The organism is Rhodobacter sp. Har01, assembly GCF_020564565.1.
Lineage (GTDB): Bacteria > Pseudomonadota > Alphaproteobacteria > Rhodobacterales > Rhodobacteraceae > Pseudogemmobacter.
In genome coordinates, this window is record NZ_JAJCTD010000001.1 from 182,657 (window position 1) to 202,293 (window position 19,637).

Annotated in this window: 17 protein-coding genes; 10 read left to right on the forward strand and 7 right to left on the reverse strand. The window is 68.7% G+C overall.

Translation table 11 applies throughout. The annotated features are described in order from the left end of the window. Genes hypA through LHP98_RS00950 form a run of 7 tightly spaced genes read right to left on the reverse strand, consistent with a single transcriptional unit; the run spans nucleotide 1 to nucleotide 4,135 of the window. Nucleotides 1-342: a hydrogenase maturation nickel metallochaperone HypA gene (gene hypA / locus LHP98_RS00920; RefSeq protein ID WP_227250619.1), complete on the reverse strand. Its 342-nt coding sequence runs from the start codon at nucleotides 340-342 to the stop codon at nucleotides 1-3. Beyond that, nucleotides 335-1,195 carry a HupK protein gene (locus tag LHP98_RS00925; protein WP_227250620.1) on the reverse strand — a complete coding sequence of 287 codons (861 nt, stop codon included), beginning with the start codon at nucleotides 1,193-1,195 and terminating at the stop codon, nucleotides 335-337. Before LHP98_RS00925 ends, hypA begins: the two co-directional genes overlap by 8 nt. Then, nucleotides 1,192-1,953, reverse strand: a complete 762-nt coding sequence (hybE, locus tag LHP98_RS00930) for a [NiFe]-hydrogenase assembly chaperone HybE (RefSeq protein WP_227250621.1) — start codon at nucleotides 1,951-1,953, stop codon at nucleotides 1,192-1,194. Before hybE ends, LHP98_RS00925 begins: the two co-directional genes overlap by 4 nt. Continuing rightward, a complete protein-coding gene (locus tag LHP98_RS00935; RefSeq protein WP_227250622.1) occupies nucleotides 1,950-2,783 on the reverse strand; it encodes a hydrogenase expression/formation protein in 834 nt (277 codons plus the stop codon). Before LHP98_RS00935 ends, hybE begins: the two co-directional genes overlap by 4 nt. An 8-nt stretch (nucleotides 2,784-2,791) precedes the next feature. Beyond that, the gene (locus LHP98_RS00940; protein WP_227250623.1) at nucleotides 2,792-3,205 is read right to left on the reverse strand and encodes a hydrogenase accessory protein; all 414 of its coding nucleotides are present in this window, start codon (nucleotides 3,203-3,205) and stop codon (nucleotides 2,792-2,794) included. Between the two features lie 4 nt (nucleotides 3,206-3,209). After that, the gene (locus tag LHP98_RS00945) at nucleotides 3,210-3,527 is read right to left on the reverse strand and encodes a HypC/HybG/HupF family hydrogenase formation chaperone (RefSeq protein WP_227250624.1); all 318 of its coding nucleotides are present in this window, start codon (nucleotides 3,525-3,527) and stop codon (nucleotides 3,210-3,212) included. After that, nucleotides 3,527-4,135 (reverse strand): HyaD/HybD family hydrogenase maturation endopeptidase, encoded by a 609-nt coding sequence (locus tag LHP98_RS00950; protein WP_227250625.1) that lies wholly within the window; start codon nucleotides 4,133-4,135, stop codon nucleotides 3,527-3,529. Before LHP98_RS00950 ends, LHP98_RS00945 begins: the two co-directional genes overlap by 1 nt. 296 nt (nucleotides 4,136-4,431) lie before the next feature. Between LHP98_RS00950 and LHP98_RS00955 the strand changes: the two genes are divergently transcribed. From LHP98_RS00955 to LHP98_RS01000, 10 genes are all read left to right on the forward strand, one after another. Further along, the gene (locus LHP98_RS00955) at nucleotides 4,432-5,763 is read left to right on the forward strand and encodes a sensor histidine kinase (RefSeq protein WP_227250626.1); all 1,332 of its coding nucleotides are present in this window, start codon (nucleotides 4,432-4,434) and stop codon (nucleotides 5,761-5,763) included. Continuing rightward, complete coding sequence (locus LHP98_RS00960) at nucleotides 5,760-6,746, forward strand: HupU protein (protein WP_227250627.1); 987 nt, start codon at nucleotides 5,760-5,762, stop codon at nucleotides 6,744-6,746. Before LHP98_RS00955 ends, LHP98_RS00960 begins: the two co-directional genes overlap by 4 nt. Continuing rightward, nucleotides 6,743-8,152: a nickel-dependent hydrogenase large subunit gene (locus LHP98_RS00965; protein ID WP_227250628.1), complete on the forward strand. Its 1,410-nt coding sequence runs from the start codon at nucleotides 6,743-6,745 to the stop codon at nucleotides 8,150-8,152. Before LHP98_RS00960 ends, LHP98_RS00965 begins: the two co-directional genes overlap by 4 nt. A 56-nt stretch (nucleotides 8,153-8,208) precedes the next feature. Continuing rightward, nucleotides 8,209-10,449, forward strand: a complete 2,241-nt coding sequence (hypF, locus tag LHP98_RS00970) for a carbamoyltransferase HypF (protein WP_227250629.1) — start codon at nucleotides 8,209-8,211, stop codon at nucleotides 10,447-10,449. A gap of 186 nt (nucleotides 10,450-10,635) precedes the next feature. Then, on the forward strand, nucleotides 10,636-11,718 hold the full coding sequence (locus LHP98_RS00975; RefSeq protein ID WP_227250630.1) for a hydrogenase small subunit: 1,083 nt from the start codon (nucleotides 10,636-10,638) through the stop codon (nucleotides 11,716-11,718). 3 nt (nucleotides 11,719-11,721) lie between these two features. Next, a complete protein-coding gene (locus LHP98_RS00980) occupies nucleotides 11,722-13,515 on the forward strand; it encodes a nickel-dependent hydrogenase large subunit (RefSeq protein ID WP_227250631.1) in 1,794 nt (597 codons plus the stop codon). A 13-nt stretch (nucleotides 13,516-13,528) separates the two neighbouring features. Beyond that, the gene (locus LHP98_RS00985) at nucleotides 13,529-14,101 is read left to right on the forward strand and encodes a HupE/UreJ family protein (RefSeq protein WP_227250632.1); all 573 of its coding nucleotides are present in this window, start codon (nucleotides 13,529-13,531) and stop codon (nucleotides 14,099-14,101) included. A gap of 4 nt (nucleotides 14,102-14,105) precedes the next feature. Further along, on the forward strand, nucleotides 14,106-14,870 hold the full coding sequence (gene cybH, locus LHP98_RS00990) for a Ni/Fe-hydrogenase, b-type cytochrome subunit (protein WP_227250633.1): 765 nt from the start codon (nucleotides 14,106-14,108) through the stop codon (nucleotides 14,868-14,870). Between the two features lie 191 nt (nucleotides 14,871-15,061). Next, the gene (locus tag LHP98_RS00995; RefSeq protein WP_227250634.1) at nucleotides 15,062-17,494 is read left to right on the forward strand and encodes a hypothetical protein; all 2,433 of its coding nucleotides are present in this window, start codon (nucleotides 15,062-15,064) and stop codon (nucleotides 17,492-17,494) included. Further along, the gene (locus tag LHP98_RS01000; RefSeq protein WP_227250635.1) at nucleotides 17,491-19,623 is read left to right on the forward strand and encodes a hypothetical protein; all 2,133 of its coding nucleotides are present in this window, start codon (nucleotides 17,491-17,493) and stop codon (nucleotides 19,621-19,623) included. The genes LHP98_RS00995 and LHP98_RS01000 overlap by 4 nt, the downstream gene beginning before the upstream one ends. Nucleotides 19,624-19,637: the final 14 nt, after the last annotated feature.

A 19,637-nucleotide genomic window follows, 5' to 3' on the forward strand; every position in this document is an offset into this window, starting at 1 on the left:
CTATGCCACCTCCATGTCCTTGATCCGCATCTCGTCGCCGCCGTTGGGGATCAGCTTGCCGCCGCCGCACAGCGGGCAGGGCGCCAGCCGGTCGGCGATCTCGACCGTCTTCATGCAGTCGAAGCACAGCGCCTGGCCGGCCAGGTCGATCATCTCCAGCCGCGCACCTTCGGCCGGGCTGCCGCGCATCACCACGTCGAAGGCGAAGTCCAGCGCCGGCTTTTCCACCCCGGCGAAGCGGCCGATTTCCAGCCGCAGCACGGTGACACGGGAAAAGCCGTGCTTCGCCGCCTGGTCCTGGACGATGCTGCGGATGCCTTCGGCAAGGCTCATCTCATGCATGCTGCGCCTCGCAAAGGGTAACCGGGATGCAGGGATCGTGCAGGGCGATGACCTGCGGGGCAAGGGGGTGAAGGGCGGCGGGCAGGCTGGCAAGCGATTGCAGCAGCGCGCCGCCGGGGGCCAGCAGGTGGTCGGTGGGGGTGCGGCGGGTGATGCCGGTGATCAGGCCGCCCGCATGGGACAGCCGCAGCGCATAGGCGCCGCGCGCGGCCGGAACGGTAGCGATGCCGTCCCGGCAGGTCGGCGGCGGCAGCCGGCGGGCCAGCGCGGCCTCGAGATCGGCCAGCAGGCCCAGATAGCGCCACAGCGGGCCGCGACCGAACGCGGCCTCGACCTGGCGCAGCAGTGGGTGGTCCGCCTGCCGCCCGGCGGCCGAATTCTCGAAGGCCCCGGCGGCCAGCGGGTCTGCGGGCCGCGGCAGCGGCGGGCAGCAGGCCGCGCCGGGCGGGAACAGGGCGACGATGCGGCGGGCCAGCCCGGCGACGGGGGCGGGGCCGGCCAGCCAGTCGGCCAGACCGGCGCCGTCCTGCGGCAGGCGGCCCAGCAAGGCGGCGGGGTCCGCGGGCAGCGGCAGCGGGGCCATGTCGAAGGCGCGGCGCAGGGTGACGCAAAGGCGGGCCACATGGTCGCGGATCACCTCGGCCGCGGTGTCGGTGTCGCCCGCGGGCAGGCCCAGAGACAGCCGCGCCGCCAGCCCCTGCGCGTGCCGGCACAGATTGAACAGCCGCGGCAACAGATCGGCGGCCTCGGTCACCGGCTTGCCCAGAAGCAGCGCTTCAAGCGGCAGGGGAGGGGCTGCCGCGAGGCGCGGGCCCTGGGGGCCAAGCGTGACTGAGGCCGCCGAAAGGGTCATCCGCCAAGGCCTCCGGTCAGCAGGCTGCGGCGCGACGGTTCGGGGTCGGGTTGGGGCGGCGGCGCAAGCTCGGCCTCGCGCCGGGCGCGGATTTCGCCGGCGCGGTCGGTCTCGGCGCGGTTCTCCGGACGGAACAGTTCCTGCATGATCGCGCGGGCCACGTCCACCGCCTGAAGCTGCGAGGTGAAATCGCCCATCGGCGAGAACAGCGAGCAGGCCAGATAGGGGCCGACCATCGGCCGGCTGTTGTGCAGGAATTCATAGTCGCCCGAGGCGAAGGCGATGGTCTCCTTGGCGCCGGCGGGCAGCAAGGGCCAGACGTTCGGCGGCAGGAAGACCAGGTTCATGAACCAGGGCGCGACCAGAACGCCGAGAAAGCCGCCCTCCCAGGGCTGGAAGTCCACCGCCTGCACATGCAGGGCATGGTTCACCATCGGCACGTCGCGCATCTTGGCATGGAAGACCTCGCGGAAGTCCGCCACCAGCGCTTCGGTGCGGCGGTCGCGCTCGGCCAGCACCGAGGCATCCGGCGCGCCGGGGTCCTCGCGCACCAGGAACTGCGCCTTGGGGGCCTGGCAACCGGGGCAGGCCCAGTCGTCCGGCAGGTCGCGGAAGGCGGTGCCGGGCAGCACCTGGCGGGTGTCGTCGCCCTCGGCCGGGTCATAGGGCGTCCAGCAGATCTTGCATTCCATGATCGCCAGGGGGCTGATCCGGTCGGCCGCGCCCAGATAGCTGCCCTCGAAGCCCGAGGAACTCATCGGATCGCCTCGATCACGTCGCGGATGCGAAAGGCGCTGTCGGCCAGATCCTCGGCGGCGGCCAGCGCCACCTCGGGCATCTCCGAGACCTCGAAGGTATCCAGGATCAGCGTGTCCATCGAGTTGAAGAACTGCACCCGCCAGACCGCGGCCTGGGCGGTGGCGGTGATCCGGCAATTGCCGTAGCCGCGCGACAGGATGGTCACGGCGCCTTCGCCCAGGGCCTGATCCAGCCAGTCCAGGTCTTCCGGCGTGTGCGGCAGCAGCGTCAGGTTGACCACATGCGCCATCTCGCCGGGGCGATAGTCTTGCGACCGGTCCAGAAGCTCGGTCAGCACGGCGGGGGCGTTGGCAAGGCCCGGGACGGGGCGGGGCGGTTTCCCCAGCGCGGGGCGGTGGGGAACATGGGCGCGCGACAGCGCCGGCGCCGGGACGGCACCGATCTCGACGCGGTCCAGGCCCTCGGCCAGCAGCATCCAGACGCCGGCGAAGACGCTTTCCTGCACCGCAATGGCGGGCCGGCCGCGCAGCTTCATCGACACCTCGCCCTGGCCCAGGGCATCGGCCAGAACCTTCCGCGCGCCGGGGGACAGGCGGCCAAGGTCGAACACCGCCCCCGGCCCGCCCTGCGCGGCGATCTCGCAGGCCGCCGCCATTTCCGCCAGCAGCGCCAGCGCCTCGGCGGTGCCGGCGGGGTCCACCGGGTCGGGGATGTGCGGGGCATAGGTCCGCATCCCCGAAGGCAGCGCCAGGTATTGCAGCCCGCCCTCCGGGTCGGGCTGCGAGCCGGGGCCGAAGCCGGCGGGGGGCAGGGTGAAGGGCGATACCATGGCGGGCCTCAGGCGGGTTGCAGCGACAGGATGTGGGTGACGCGGGCCAGATAGTCCGACCAGTCGCGCACCTTCTCGATGGCGCCCAGGAAGGCGCCGTCGCGGAAGAACAGGAAGCCCGGCGTCTTCAGCGCGCGGGTCTGTTCGCGCAGGCTGGCTTCGATGGCGTCATCGACGACGGCGCAGTCGAAGGCGCCCTGGAAGGCCTGGCGAAGTTCCGGCAGGATCACCGCGGCATCGACGGTTTCCAGGTTGCGGCGCGGGTCGCCGGGCACGAACAGGCAATGCGCGCCGGGACGGGACAGGATTTCGGCCAGGTCATGCGCGCTGTGCAGGCGGGGATAGCCGAAGTCGGTCTCCAGCCGGGCGATCAGCGGGTGGATCGCGGCAGGGCCGGGGTCATCGGGGGCATGGTCGTGCATCGGGTCACCCTTGGGTCTGGCCCGCGTCCAGCGCGGATTGAAGATGCGGCGGCAGCTGCGGCGGACGGTCGAGGTCGGCGAAAGCCTCGCCCAGGCCGCCGCCCTGCATCAGAGAGGACAGGCCAGCCAGCGCGGCGCGAATCTTTTGCGCCTCGGCTTCGGCCAGGATCGCCCGGGCGGTGCCCAGGAAGCCCAGCACCCAGTCGCCGGGGCGGGCTTCGGGCACCAGCGACAGGTCCAACGTCTCGGTGCGGTCGCCGTCGGTTGCGCAGGCCGCGATGCCGTCGATTGCAGTGATGCGCAGCGGGATACCGACGCACATCACACGGCCTCGGGAAAGAAACGGGCGTCGCCGATGCGGCAGGCTTCGGCTTCCGAGGGGCGGCCGGCTTCGTAGGCGTCGCGTCGGATGGACGGGTCGGCCAGCAGCGGCGCCTCGGTGCGGCCCTGGGCGACGGGCACGCCCCAGCCGGCCAGGATGTCGCGGGCGATGCGCAGGGCCTCGGGGATGCGGGCGGCGACCTCGGGGCGCAACCCGCCGCCGTAGTCTTCCAACTCGACCGGCTGGCAGCCGATCAGCGCCAGGTCCGGCGGGCAGCGGCCCAGCAGTCGGGCGGTGGCGATCACGTCCTGGAACCCGGTCTGGTGCAGGCTCATCTTCTTGGCGCCCAGGAAGGCCGGCACCTCGTCGCCCTCGATCCGCTTCAGCGTGCCGGAGGGCAGGCCGTAGTCGATGGCATCGAACACCAAGAGCGCGTCGGCCTCTTCCAGGAACGGCAGCAGGTACAGCCCCTGGGTGCCGCCATCCATCAGGCGCACGTTGCCCGGCAGGGCGTGGCATTCGGCCATGGCCTCGACACAGCGCACCCCAAAGCCTTCGTCGGCCCAGAGCACGTTGCCGATGCCAAGAATCAGCACTCGCTTCGACACCGGCTCCTCCCTCGTGGCTGGTCGAACGGCTTTCACCTTGGTCATCAAGTGAAAGCATGGTTTGCAGGGCAGGCAGAAAGCGAAATGTCAAAGCAAGGAAAAATCGCATAGAACTTTGAAGATACGCTGCAAATTCGGCGATCAGTGGCTTCTGGGCGGCGCTAATTCTGGAAGGAAGTCTGACAGTTCTGGCGTCGATCTGGAAGATGGGTTTCCAGTCACGGATCAGGCCCGACCGCCTGGGGGCGCTGCGGATTTCTCTTCCCCAACCGCCGGGCCGCTTCTAGCATTCCCCTATGGCATCCCAGACCGGCCTGACAGGCCCCGAGCGGCCCCCGCATTTCACCGACGACGCCTGGATCGAGGTCCTGTCGGCGGTGGACCGGACCTATGCCGATCTGGTGGTCTATCAGGAACAGTTGGAACGCCAGAACGCCGAACTGGAAGAGATGCGCACCTTCCTGACGGCGATCCTGTCCTCGGTCTCGGACGTGCTGATCGTTGCCGACCGCGCCGGCCGCGTCGCCCGGATCAGCCGGTCGGTCATGGCCCTGACCGGCTGCACCGAGGCCACTGCGCTGGGCCGCCCGCTGGCCGAGATGTTCGAGACCGGTGAGCGTGCGGTGCTGGGCGGCCTGCTGCAGATGGTACGCGACCGTCGCCGCAGTACCGGGCTTGAGGCGAACCTGCTGACGGCGACCGGGGTCGAACCGCTGGACGTCTCGATCGCACCGCGGCTCGACGACCGCGGCCGGGTCGATGGCTTCGTGCTGACCGGCCGGCCGATGGGCGCACTGCGCAAGGCTTATGCCGAGCTGACCGACAGCCACGACGCGCTGAAGACGGCGCAGGCGCAACTGGTGCGCAACGAGAAGCTGGCCTCGCTGGGCCGCCTTCTGGCCGGCGTGGCGCATGAGTTGAACAACCCGATCAGCTTCGTCTACGCCAATGCCCATGCGCTGGAACGCTATGCCGGCAAGTTCGAGACCTACTTCGCCCGAGTGCAGGAAGGTGCCGGTCGCGAAGAGCTGATCGCCCTGCGGCAAAGCCTGCGGCTGGACCGCGAAATGGCCAACCTGCGCGAGGCGATCCAGGGCGCCCGCGACGGCGCCGAACGGGTGCGCGACATTGTGGAAGATCTGCGCCGCCTGTCCTCGGACGGCTCGGGCGAGAAAACCGTCTTTGACCTGGCCGAGACCGTGCGGATCGCGGCAAGCTGGGTGATGCGGGGCATGAAGCAACCGGTCGCGCTGGTGATGGAGCCGCTGGTGCCCGCCAAGGTGCTGGGCCGGATGGGGCATGTCCAGCAGGTGGTGATGAACCTGGTGCAGAACTCGGTCGATGCGCTGGAGGGGCGCGAGAGCGGGGAAATCCGGATCTCCATCCAGACCGAAGGCCAGCAGGTGGTGCTGACGGTGGCCGACAACGGCCCGGGCGTGCCCGACGAGATGCGGACCTCGGTCTTCGATCCCTTCTTCACCACCAAGCCGGTGGGACGTGGCACCGGGCTGGGCCTGTCGATCAGCCACAAGATCGCGCAGGAACATGGCGGCAGTCTGTCGCTCGCCGAAGGCGGGCCGGGGGCAACGTTCCGGCTGGAGCTGCCTTTGGCGGAGGGGGCAGGATGACCACGCTGCTCTGGCTGCAGGCCTCGGGCTGCGGCGGCTGCACCATGTCGCTGCTCTGCGCCGAAAGCCCCGGCGCGCTGGAGATGCTGGCCGATGCCGGCATCCGGCTGCTGTGGCATCCGGCGCTGTCGGTCGAGACCGGGGCCGAAGCGCGGGCGATCCTTGAGGATGTGGCGACCGGTCGGAAGTGCCTGGACATCCTGTGTGTCGAGGGCGCGATTGCGCGAGGGCCGGCGGGGACGGGGCGGTTCCAGATGCTGTCGGGCACCGGGCAAAGCCTGATGCACTGGGCTGGCCGGCTGGCGGCGCGGGCGCGGCATGTGGTGGCGGTGGGGTCCTGTGCGGCCTATGGCGGGGTCACCGCGGCGGGCGGCAACCCGACCGATGCGGTGGGGTTGCAGAATGATGGCGCGCATGCGGGCGGGCTGTTGCCGGCGGACTGGAGATCAGGCTCAGGAGCCCCGGTCATCAACGTGGCGGGCTGCCCGACGCATCCGGGTTGGGTGACGGAAACCCTGATGCTGCTGGCGGCGGGCGAGGTGCCGGCGCTGGACGGCTACGCCCGGCCGCGGTTCTTTGCCGACCATCTGGTGCATCACGGCTGCCCGAAGAACGAGTTCTACGAATACAAGGCTTCTGCGCGCGAGCTGTCGGAAATCGGCTGCATGATGGAAAACCTCGGGTGCATCGGCACGCAAGCCGTGGGCGACTGCAACATCCGGCCCTGGAATGGCGAAGGCAGTTGCACCCGCGGCGGCTATCCGTGCATCAACTGCACCGCGCCGCAGTTCGAAGACCCGGCGCATGCCTTCGTCGACACGCCCAAGATCGCCGGCATTCCGGTCGGGCTGCCGACCGACATGCCGAAGGCCTGGTTCATGGCGCTTGCGTCGCTGTCGAAGGCGGCGACGCCGGTGCGGATCGATGCAAACGCCCATGCCGACCGGGTGGTGGTGCCGCCGACGCTGCGGAAACCGCGATGACGCGGCTGGTTCTGGGGCCGTTCAACCGGGTCGAGGGCGACCTGGAGGTGACCCTGGACGTCGTCGACGGCCGCGTCGCGCGGGCGCAGGTGAATGCGCCCCTTTATCGCGGATTCGAGCGGATGCTGGAGGGCCGCGATCCGCGCGACGCGCTGGTGATCACGCCGCGGATCTGCGGCATCTGCTCGATCAGCCAGTCGGCGGCGGCGGCGCGCGCGCTGGGCGATGCGATGGGGCTTTCCCCCACGCCACAGGGTGCGGCGATGGCGGCGCTGATCCATGCCGCCGAGAACGTGGCCGACCACCTGACGCATTTCCACCTGTTCTTCCTGCCCGATTTCGCTCGGCCCGACTATGCCGGGCGGCCCTGGCATGGCCGGGCGGTAGAACGATTCACCGCGATGGAGGGCAGCGCACAGCGGGCGGCGGTCGCGGCGCGGGCCGAGTTGCTGCACGTCATGGGTCTTCTGGCCGGGAAATGGCCGCACACCCTGGCGATTCAGCCCGGCGGCGTGACCCGCGCGCCCGGTCTGCGCGAAAAGGCGCGGTTGCAGGCCACCTTGCGGGCCTTTCGCCGCTATCTGGAAAACGTTGTGTTCGGCGGGGCGCTGGAGGACTTTGCGGCGCTGGAGACGGTCGTGGGGCTGATGGCTTGGGGCCGCGGCGACGTGGGACTTTTCCTGGAAATCGCCGCCGACCTGGGGCTTGACGACCTGGGTCGGGGCAGCGGGCGGTATCTGTCCTATGGGGCCTATGCGCTGGACACGGGGCCGGTCTTCGCGCGCGGGGTCTGGAACGGCGGGCCGGGGGTGTTTGACCCCGCGCAGATCCGCGAGGATCTGAGCCATGCCTGGATGCGGGGCGAGGTGGCGCATCCCTTCGAGGGGATGACCGAGCCGGACGAGGGCATGGCCGCGCCCGGCTATTCCTGGTGCAAGGCGCCGCGGCTGGCGGGCCTGGGCTACGAGGTGGGCGCGCTGGCGCGGCAAGTGGTGGACGGGCATCCGCTGGCGCGGGCCTTGGCCGGCGGCGGGGTGCTGGCGCGGGTGGCCGGGCGACTCCTGGAACTGGCACGGACGCAAGCGGTGATGGAGGCGCTGGTGGCCGGGATCGTGCCGGGTGCCGGTTTCATGGCGCGCGGGCGGTTGCCGCGGCAGGGCGCGGGGGGCGGGCTGGTCGAGGCGGCGCGGGGCGCCCTGGGGCACTGGCTGCGGATCGAGAATGGCCGAATTGCCGGCTACCAGATCATCGCGCCGACGACCTGGAACTTCTCGCCCCGCGATGCGGCGGGGGTGCCCGGGCCGCTGGAGGCGGCGCTGGAGGGAGTAGAGGTGGGGGCATCGGGGCTGTCGGTGCAGCATGTGGTGCGCAGCTTCGACCCTTGCATGGTCTGCACGGTGCACTAGGGGGACAGGGCGGACCGGGGGCCAGCCCCCGGACCCCCGGGATATTTTTTGGACAGATGAAAGAGGCGCAGGGGTTCATTCGGGTGCGGGGGCAGGTGCAGGGGGTCGGGTTCCGGCCCTTTGTCTGGCAGTTGGCGCGCGAGATGGGGCTGCGGGGGCGGGTCTGGAACGACGCGGAAGGGGTGGCGATCGAGGCCTGGGGAGAGGGGCTGGACCGGTTTGCCGTGGCGCTGCGGTCGCGGGCGCCGCTGTTGGCGCGGGTGGATGCGGTGGAGGTGTCGGCCTTGGCGGGGGAGGCTCCGGCCGGGTTCGAGATCGTCGAAACCCGGGGGCGGGGGGCCGAGACGCGGGTCACGCCGGATGCGGCGACCTGCCCGGACTGCGCGGCCGAGGTGCGGGGGCAGGGGCGGCGTGCGGGGTACGCGTTCACCAACTGCACGCATTGCGGGCCGCGGTTCAGCATCCTGCGCGGGCTGCCCTACGACCGGGCGCAGACCACCATGTCGGCGTTTGCGATCTGCGCCGATTGTGCGGCGGAATATGCCGATCCGGGCGACCGGCGCTTCCATGCCCAGCCGATTGCCTGCCCGACCTGCGGGCCTCGGCTGTGGTACGAAGTGGGGGAAGCAGAGGTTGAAGGCGACCCGATCGCGCTGGCGGTGGCCGAATTGCGGCGCGGCGGGGTGGTGGCGGTCAAGGGCTTGGGCGGGGTTCACCTGGCTTGCGATGCGGCGAATCCGGCGGCACTGGCGCTGCTGCGGGGGCGGAAGCGGCGGCCCTCCAAGCCCTTTGCCCTGATGGGGTGCGAGGCAGATCTGGCGCGGGTGGCGGTGCTGGTCGAGGCCGACCTTGTGCTGCTGCGCGATCCGGCGGCGCCGGTGGTACTGGTGGCGTCTCGGGGCGTGTTGCCCGAAGGGGTGGCGCCAGGGATGGCCAGCCTCGGGGTGATGCTGCCCTATACGCCCTTGCACCACTTGCTACTGGAGGCCTTTGGCAGCGTCCTGGTGATGACCTCGGGCAACCTTTCCGGCGAGCCGCAGGTGGTGGACAATGCCGAGGCGCGCGACAAGCTGGCCGGCTTTGCCGACGGCTTCCTGATGCATGACCGCGACATCGCCCGGCGGCTGGACGACAGCGTGGAGCGGGCGGTGCCGCGCATGGTTCTGCGCCGCGCGCGCGGCCGGGTGCCGGGGGTGCTGCCGCTGCCGCCGGGCTTTCCGGCGCGGCCGGTGCTGGCGGTGGGCGGCCAGATGAAGGGGGCGGTCTGCCTGGTGAAGCAGGGCCAGGCGCTGCTGGGGCATCATCTGGGCGACCTGACCGATGCGCTGTCGGTGGAAGAGTTCCACAGAGCCCTGGCCGATTACGCGGCGCTGTTCGACCACCGGCCTGCGGTGGTGGCCTGCGACCTGCACCCCGGCTATGCCGCCACCCGGGCGGCCGAGGCGATGGGGTTGCCGGTCATGCGGGTGCAGCACCACCATGCCCATCTCGCTGCCTGCCTGGGCGACAACCTCTGGCCGCTGGACGGAGGGCCGGTGGCGGCGATCGTGCTGGACGGGCTGGGGCTGGGGTCGGACGGCACGATATGGGGCGGCGAGGTGCTGCTGGGCGACTATCGCGGGGCCGAGCGGGTGGCGCATCTGGCCCCGGCGCCGCTGCCGGGAGGCGATGCCGCCAGCCGCCAGCCTTGGCGCAATGCGGTCATGCGGCTGGACCAGGCGGGGCTGCCGGCGCTGGCCGACCGGCTGTTTGCCGGGCATCCCCTGGCACCCTTGCGGGCGGCGGCGGCAAAGGGGGTGAACGCGCCCTTGTCCAGTTCGGCCGGGCGGCTGTTCGATGCGGTGGCGGCCTGCCTGGGGCTGGTGACGGGGGCGCAAAGCTATGAAGGCGAGGCGGCGATGCGGCTCGAGGCCCTGGCGGGACCCGAGGGGCCGGGCTACGCCTTCGGACCCGGGCTGGACCCGGCACCGATGTTTTGCGCGCTGAGCGCGGACCTTGCGGCCGGCGTGCCGGCCGCGGTGATCTCGGCCCGCTTCCACGACGGGCTGGCGCAGGCCTTCGCGGACGTCGCGCTCGGGCTGGTCGGGCAGGGCCGGGCCAAGGCCGTGGCGCTGTCGGGAGGCTGCCTGCAAAACGCCCGGCTGCACCGGGCGCTGGTCGCGGCGCTGGACGGGGTCCCGGTGTTGCTGCACCGGCAGGTGCCGGCCAATGACGGCGGGCTGGCGCTGGGTCAGGCGCTGGTGGCGCTGGCCCGCGAATCGGCCGAAGCCGCGCCGCGAGGCCTGGAAACGTGCTGACCACCGCTGCCGGAAACTGGTCATGCCAAGACCGGCAATACGCCCGGGCGTCCCACTCATCCACCTGAAAAACATGCCTTTTCCAGAATGGGCGCCGTGCGGTCTTTGGTCGCGACCGGCACCCTGCTCCTGGCACACACTGGCACACAATGGCCGAAGTCCGTCTGCCGGCCCGAGGGAGGACACATGACGCAGATCGAAACCTTCTATGAGGTCATGCGCCGCCAGGGGATCACCCGGCGCAGCTTCATGAAATACTGCTCGCTGACGGCATCGGCGCTGGGCCTGGGGCCGGCCTTCGTGCCGAAGATCGCGCATGCGATGGAAACCAAGCCGCGCACGCCGGTGATCTGGGTCAACGGGCTGGAATGCACCTGCTGCTCGGAAAGCTTCATCCGGGGCGCGCATCCCCTGGCCAAGGACGTGGTCCTGTCGATGATCTCGCTGGACTACTCCCACACCCTGATGGCCAGCGCGGGCCATGCCGCCGAGGCGGCGCTGGAAGACACCATCCAGAAATACAAGGGCAACTACATCCTGGCCGTCGAAGGCAACCCGCCGCTGAACGAGGACGGGATGTTCTGCATCGTCGGCGGCAAGCCCTTCGTGAAACAGCTGCGCCACGTCGCCAAGGACGCCAAAGCGATCATCTCCTGGGGCGCCTGCGCCTCTTACGGCTGCGTCCAGGCCGCCGCGCCGAACCCCACCCGCGCGACACCCGTCCACAAGGTCATCACCGACAAGCCGATCATCAAGGTGCCGGGCTGCCCGCCGATCGCCGAGGTGATGACCGGCGTCATCACCTACATGCTGACCTTCGACCGTCTCCCTGAGCTGGACCGTCAGGGGCGGCCGGCGATGTTCTACGGCCAGCGTATCCATGACAAGTGCTATCGCCGGCCGCATTTCGATGCCGGCCAGTTCGTCGAGGCCTGGGACGACGACAACGCCCGCAAGGGCTATTGCCTCTACAAGATGGGCTGCAAGGGCCCGACCACCTACAACGCCTGTTCCACGATCCGCTGGAACGAGGGCACCAGCTTCCCCATCCAGTCCGGCCACGGCTGCATCGGCTGCTCGGAAGACGGGTTCTGGGACCAGGGCGGTTTCTACGACCGGGTGACCAACCTCAAGGCCTTCGGGGTGGAAGCGAATGCCGACAAGGTGGGGATGACGGCCGCCGGCGTGGTGGGCGGGTCGATTGCCGTCCATGCGGCGGTCTCGGCGCTGAAACGGGCGCAGAAGAAGCAAGAAAAGGCGGAGGGATAAGCCATGGGAGTGACAACGCCGAACGGCTTCACCCTGGATACAGCGGGCCAGCGGGTGGTCGTCGATCCGGTCAGCCGGATCGAGGGCCACATGCGCTGCGAGGTGAACGTGGACGCGGATGGCTTCATCCGCAACGCTGTGTCCACCGGCACCATGTGGCGCGGGCTTGAGGTGATCCTCAAGGGCCGCGACCCGCGCGACGCCTGGGCCTTTACCGAGCGCATCTGTGGGGTCTGCACCGGCACACATGCGCTGACCTCGGTGCGCGCGGTCGAGGATGCGCTGGGGATCACCATCCCCGACAACGCCAACTCGATCCGCAACATCATGCAACTGAACCTCCAGGTGCATGATCACATCGTCCACTTCTACCACCTGCACGCGCTGGATTGGGTCAATCCTGTCAATGCCTTGCGGGCCGATCCGAAGGCCACGTCGGAACTGCAGCAGACGGTCAGCCCGTCGCATCCGATGTCCAGCCCGGGCTATTTCCGCGACGTGCAGAATCGGCTGAAGGCCTTTGTCGAAAGCGGCCAGCTGGGCATCTTCAAGAACGGCTACTGGGACAACCCGGCCTATCTGTTGCCGCCCGAAGCCGACCTGATGGCCACCACGCACTATCTCGAGGCCTTGGATCTGCAAAAGGACATCGTGAAGATCCACACCATCTTCGGCGGCAAGAACCCGCATCCGAACTGGCTGGTGGGCGGCGTGCCTTGCCCGATCAACCTGCATTCCACCGGCGCCGTCGGCGCGATCAACATGACGCTTCTGAACCAGGTCTCGTCGATCATCGACATGTGCCAGACCTTCATCAAGAACGTCTACCTGCCCGACCTGGTGGCCATCGGCGGCTTCTACAAGTCCTGGCTCTATGGCGGCGGGCTGTCGGGCAAGTCGGTGCTGGCCTATGGTGATATTCCGGAAAACGCCAATGATTTCAGCGCCGAGCAACTGCATCTTCCGCGCGGCGCGATCATCAACGGCAACCTGAACGAGGTGCAGGATGTCGATGTCCGCGACCCCGAGCAGATCCAGGAATTCGTCGATCACTCCTGGTACGAGTACGGCGAGCCGGGCAAGGGCCTGCACCCCTGGGACGGCGTGACCCAGCCCAAGTTCGAACTGGGCGCGGCGACCAAGGGCAGCAAGACCAACATCGAACAGCTGGACGAGGCGGCGAAATACAGCTGGATCAAGGCGCCGCGCTGGAAGGGCCACGCGATGGAGGTGGGGCCGCTGGCCCGCTATGTCGTCGGCTACGCCAAGGGGCACGAGGACATCAAGAACCAGGTCGAGGGCCTGTTGCGGACGATGAACCTGCCGGTCAGCGCGCTGTTCTCGACCCTGGGCCGCACCGCGGCGCGGGCACTGGAGGCGGAATACTGCGGTCGGCTGCAGAAGCACTTCTTCGACAAGCTGGTGGCCAACATCAAGGCCGGCGATCAAAGCACGGCAAACGTTGCGAAATGGGACCCGTCGACCTGGCCGAAGGAAGCCAAGGGCGTGGGCATGACCGAGGCCCCGCGCGGCGCGCTGGGGCACTGGGTCAAGATCAAGGACGGCCGCATCGACAACTACCAATGCGTCGTGCCGACCACCTGGAACGGCAGCCCGCGCGACAGCGCCGGCAACATCGGCGCCTTCGAGGCCAGCCTGATGGACACCAAGATGGAACGCCCCGAAGAGCCGGTCGAAATCCTGCGCACCCTGCACAGCTTCGATCCCTGCCTGGCATGTTCGACGCATGTGATGTCGCCCGAAGGTCAGGAACTGACCTCGGTCAAGGTCCGCTGAAGGAGACAATACGATGAAGAAGCTTTCGATTGCCGCCCTTGCTGCCATGACCGCCGCGCCCGCAATGGCCCATACCGGCCACGGTGACGCGTCGGGCCTCCTCCACGGACTGCAGCACCCCGTCTTCGGGATGGACCACCTTCTGGCCATGCTGACGGTGGGCCTGTGGTCCGGCTTCGTCCTGCCCACCCGGTTCTGGGCGGGGGCGGTCGCCTTCCTGGCCGCCATGGCCGCCGGGGCCGGCCTCAGCTGGGCCGGGCTCGGGATTCCGATGGTGGAAACCTGGATCACGCTTTCGGTGGCGGTGTTCGGCGTCCTGACCCTGGTCGGCCGTCGCGACCAGGCCGCGGGGTTGACCCAGGCCTCGCTGCTGGCCATCGCACTGTTCGCGCTGTGCCACGGCCATGCCCATGCCTCCGAGGCGACCGGCGAAGCCGTGCCCTACCTGGCCGGCTTCCTGATCGCGACCGCCACGCTGCACCTGGCGGGCATCGGCATCGCCCGCGCGGTGGCGCGTCGCGCGATCGTGCAGCGGGCACTGGGCTTGGGCGTCACCGCCTCGGGCCTGCTGATGCTGGCGGGGTGAGGCCATGACCGATCTCACCCCCCCGCATCTGCGCAGTTTCGAGGCCTCGGTCCTGACCGGCGATGCCACGCCCGAGGACCTGGAAACCCTGCGCAAGCGCAGCTCGGTCTATGTCTACGAATCCCCGGTGCGGCTATGGCACTGGGTGAACGCGCTGGCGATCACCGTTCTGGCGGTGACCGGCTACCTGATCGGGAAACCTCTGCCCAGCATGCAGATCAGCGAGGCGACGCACCAGTTTGTCATGGGCTACATCCGCTTTGCCCATTTCGCCGCCGGGATGATCCTGACCGTCGGCTTCTTCGGCCGCATCTACTGGGCCTTCATGGGCAACAGTCACGCCCGGCAGATGTTCATTCTGCCGATCACCAACCGGCGCTGGTGGTATGAGGTGTTCTACGAATTGCGCTGGTACATGTTCCTGGTGCCCGAGCCGAAGAAGTATGTCGGCCACAACCCACTGGCGCATGCCGCCATGTTCTTCTTCATGACCCTGGGCATCACCTTCATGATGTTGACCGGCTGGGCGCTTTACGCCGAAGGCGCCGGGCAGGGCAGCCTGCCGGACACCTTCATGGGCTGGCTGCTGGGCCTGATCGGCAACAGCCAGATCCTGCACATGCTGCACCGCTTTGGCATGTGGTCGATGGTGATCTTCGTGCTGATCCACGTCTATGCGGCGATCCGCGAAGACATCATGTCCCGGCAATCCACGGTCTCGACCATGCTTTCGGGCCATCGCACCTTCAAGGACGACCGACCGGACTGAACGGCAGGCAGCCTCAGGCAGCACAGGCGGGGCCTGGTCGGCGTGACCGGGCCCTTCGCTTGCGGCCTTGCGACCGGACGGCACATTGACTTCGCGCCGGCGCGGGGAAGACTTGCGCCAGGCGCCGCGGAAATTCCTGCCGCGGAGGCCAGACACATTTGCTGGGACAGATCATGCCAGCCCAAGGATCGGTGCGGCTTGTCAAAGCCCTGATCGTCGTCGCGGCCGCTGCCTTTGCGGCCAAGGCCCATTCCGAAACCGTCGATCCCCAGGCCCTGCTGGCCGCGCTGTCGCCCGCCCTGGGCGGCGATTGCGCGCTGGCCGATCCGCCGCCGAAGGGGGCCGAGGTGTTGGCGATGATGGGCGCCCCTGCCGCCTGGGGCGCGCTGTGCCCGGCCGAGGGGCGGGCGGTCTTTGCCGCCGCCCTGCCGGCCGAAGCGGCCGCGGGGCGCTGGCTGGACACGCTGGCGATGCAGCTTCTGCTGACCAACGACGGACGGCCGGTCAGCTTGGCTGACCTGACCGGGCAGGTGTTGATCTCGGTCGCCGCGGGGCAGGGCGGGGCACTTGCGATCGACCGCGCGCCGCTGCCCGATCCCGCCAAGCTGCCGGGGCTGCTGTTTTCGGGACAGGAAAGCGCCGACTGGCTGCCCATCGCCTATGCCGGCGGCAGCTTCGAGGAATTCGCCCGCTATGACAGCGATGCCTTCCTGGCCGATGTGCCGACCGGTCACGGCTGGGGCAATACCGGTATCTATTCCGCCGCTCCCGTGGTGCCGGTGCCCGACTTCGGCCAGGGCAAGGCCGTGCGTCTGCGGCTGCAGATGGACCCCGCAGCCACCACCGGCGCCATCTTCGCGCTGATCCCGGCCGAACGGGCGGGCCAGGAGGAGTGGGGCGCGCATGTCCTGCGGCTGGGCTATGTCGAACCGGAAGGTGCCGCGAACGAGCTGGTTCTGTGGGAGCGGCAGCAGGAGCTGGGCCGCTTCACTGTCACCGACAAGGCGGTGCTCAAGGACCTGTCGCTGTGGCTGCGGCCGGACGGTTCCCTTACGGTCTCCGATGCCTCGGGCGCGGTGTTGATCCAGGCGCCAATGACCCATCTGACGGCGGGCAGCCTGCTGCACCTTTACGCCCTGGCCTCGGCGCCCAATCCCGAAGAGGCGGTGGCGCTGCGGCTGACCGGCCTGCGGCTGGAGGTGGTGGATCTGGACACCGGCCCAGATCCCGCCGCGGCCCTTGGCGATGCGCCCGAGACGGCGGTGCTGTTCGACGGCACGCTTTCCGCCCCGCATTTCGCCCGGATCTGGGCGCATGGCGGCGACTTTGCCCGCGATGCCCGCATCATGGACGGCGCGCTGCGCGTTGCCGTGGCCGAGGGGAACGCCTGGGGCAAGGCGGGTTTCTACTCGCCCGAACCGCTGGTCTGGCTGGACCGGTTCACCGATGGGGCCGAGGCGCGGCTGGCCTTCGACTTTGACGCGGCCGAAACCACCGGATTCATGATCGCGCTGTCCGGCACCACAACGATGAACGGCAACGACCCCTCGCTGCCACGCTTCATCCTGGCCTGGCGCAAGGGGGCCGACGGAATTGTCCGCGCGCTGCGCCACCTGGACTATGACCAGGACCTGCTTGAGGTCGAGGTGCCGCAAGGCATGCCCGCCCGCGTGGAACTGGTGCTGACGCCGATGGGCATCCAGGTGCAGGCCCCCGGCTTTCCAGACGAGGTGCTGCCCTGGCCGCTGCTGGCCGAAGGCCGCGGCCTGCGGCTGAGCATCTATTCCCACCCCGCGGCGGAGAACCTGCCGGTGTCGATGGTGCTGAAGCGCATCGAACTGACCCGCACCCCCGGCCGCGATCCGGGCGAGCCGATCCCCGGCGTCGGCGCCGAGCCCTTGCCCGAGATCACCCTGTTCGACGGCAAGCCAGACCCGGCCTGGGTGCCGTTCTCGCTGGTCTATGACAAGACCTTCGACGACCTGACCGAATATCGCGACGGCTGGCTGGTGGCCGAGGTGCCGGCGATCGGCGGCTGGGGCCGCACCGGCCTGTTGTCCGACAAGCCGCTGATGACCTTCGACCGCCGGCTGCAGATCACGCCCTACCGGCTGCGCTATACGCTCGACCCCGACCGCACCGACGGCTTTGCCACCCTGGTCTCGACCGTCCGGGCCGAGGACATGTGGGGCCAGCGCAACCTGCATATCGACCTGACCCGGATGATCCGCGGCCCGCGCGCCGGGCAGTGGAAGCTGACGGTGAACAGCAGCAATGGCGACTGGACGCGCTATTTCAGCCCGGCCTGGATGGCGGCGCATTGGGATGGCCGGCTGGAGGTGGAGTTCGGCGACGGATGGGCGCGGGCGGTGCTGCCCGGAGCGGTGTCGATCCGCGGCACGGCCCCGATCTACGTCTTCGGCGAGTTTCACGTTCTGATGCAGTCGGTTGCCGCCGGCGACTATGACGGCGCCCGGATGGCGGTGGCGCGGCTGACCGGCGGCTGGGTCACGCCCCGGCTGATGGACCCGATCCAGCGCATGCAGCTTCTGGACGACGCCGATTTCGACCCCGCCGCCTTTCTCGACCTGCTGGGCGCCGACCTTTCGGAGGACCTGCCATGACCCTGCGTTCGGCTGTCACTCTGGCGGCGGCTCTGGCGCTGGCCCTGGGCAGCGCTTCGACGGCCCAGGACAAGGCGCGTTCGGACCGCGAGCAGAAGGCCATCGCGGCGATGCTGGCGATGGGCCACAAGCGCCATCTTGACCTGATGAAGGAACTGGGGATCAAGCCCGAGGACGGCTATTTCGACTGCGTCTGCCAAAGCGCCGGCTATGGCAGCAGCACCACTGCGCAATTCTACCACCCCGACACCATCGGCGAATTCAACAAGATGTATTCCTGCAGCCAGCCGGGAGAACCCTGCGTCGTCTCGGGGTTCGGCTGCACTCGCCACCCGCTGCCGACCGATCCGAAGATCTGGGACAGCTGTGCCAAAGGCCTGTCGCCGCTGGACGCGCTGATCAAGAGCCTGAAGGGGCGCGGCGACAAGTCGGCGGTGGATTACCGGCGCGAACTGGCGCAATGCCGCGCCAACTGGAACGCCGGCATCCTGGGCAACCCGGCGCTTGAGGCGCAGCAGGGCTACAAGTATCTGGCGCAGAACGGCGTGCCGGTGCTGGCGCCGCCGCCGGCGATGGCGGCCAAGATGAAGAAGGCCATTGAGGACGAGCGCGGCCGTCTGGCCGAGAAGATGAAGAAGGCCCAGAAGGAAGCCGAGGACGACTGGAAGAAGTTCCTCGCCAAGACCTATTTCGACAAGGTGATGAAGAACCCCGACACCTACATCGCCGCCGCCACCTTCGCCGAAGAGCTGATGAAGGCCGAACTGGCGGTGATGGAGGAAGACCTGGGCGTGGTGGCCAAGGAGTGGGAGGCCGTCCGCCGCATGGATCTGCCGCTGGACAAGCAGCGCGCGGCGCACGAGCGGTTCCGTACCAAAGAGGCCGAGGTGGCCGAGCGGCGCCGCCAGAACGACCTGCACCAGAAGGGTCTGGACCGCTACAAGGCCTGGGCCGAGGTGGGCGGCGACATCTACAAGATGGGCGAGAACTACAACAAGTTCTCGTCGGCCGAGATGCGCGACAAGGTCGAGATCGTCACCGACGTCACCGAGACGATGACCAAGTACTTCGGCAAATACCGCGACATGAAGGCCGAGGCGGTCGAGGAGCTGATGGAAAAGTGGCGCCCGGCGTCGAAGACCGTTGGCCTCTCGCCCAAGCGCATGGAGATGTACGAGAAGCTGGTCCAGCGCGGCGAGGCGCTGGACGCAGTGAACGACGCGATGAACGAGACGGTGAAGTTCGGCAAATGGGGCGTCGCCGCCTATGACGGCTACAAGAAGTTCGAAACCCACATGGGGATGGTCGAAAAGCTGGCCGCCTCGGGCCGCTATACCGAGGCGCAGCGCTGGATGCTGACGGGCTTCAACGCCATGAGCGAGGTCACCAAGGCCGGCAAGGACTATCTGCCGCCCGGCATCTCCGACATGATGGGCTATTATGCCGACGCGATGGAGACCCCGGCCAAGTTCGACGCGCTGATCCGCGACATCGCCAACCGCGCCGACACCAATGCCGAAATCAAGGGCGACCAGGCCAATACTCCGGCGATGAAGGCTTATCTGAACGACCACGGCAACGTCAGCCTGGACCGCGACGACTATCTGTTCCGCCAGGCGGGGCTGTCGGTCTACAAGATGGACCGCGCGGACAAGGGCCATGAATTTGTGCTGCTGCCCAAGGCCGAGGGGCCGCCGATCTATCTGAACGGCGGCAACTACAAGCTTCTGGCCGAGGCGGCCTATCTCTGGCCCATCGTTCATGATGGCAGCCGGATGACCGATCTGGACATGTACCAGATGACCTATGCCCTGGCCGAAGGCGGCAAGCTGAAGATCGACGATCTGCGGAACAAGGCCGAGGCCAAGCTGAAGGCAGCTGCGGCGGATCAGAAGATCGCCGACATGTACGGCAAGAAGAAGCTGGAAGAGGGCGACGCAAGTCGCTGGTATGACTTCGTTCGGGCGATGAACGCCGCGTTGCCGGGGAAATGCACGCTGGACGCCAAGACGCAGAAGGCGCTGTTCGGCCGCTATCTTCAGGAGACCGAGCGCGGCGCGGTGCTGGATTGGCTTACCAAACGCGGCACGGCCCTAAAGCTGGCCGAAAGCGGGGCGGGCGACAAGTGAAGGAGCCGTGGGCG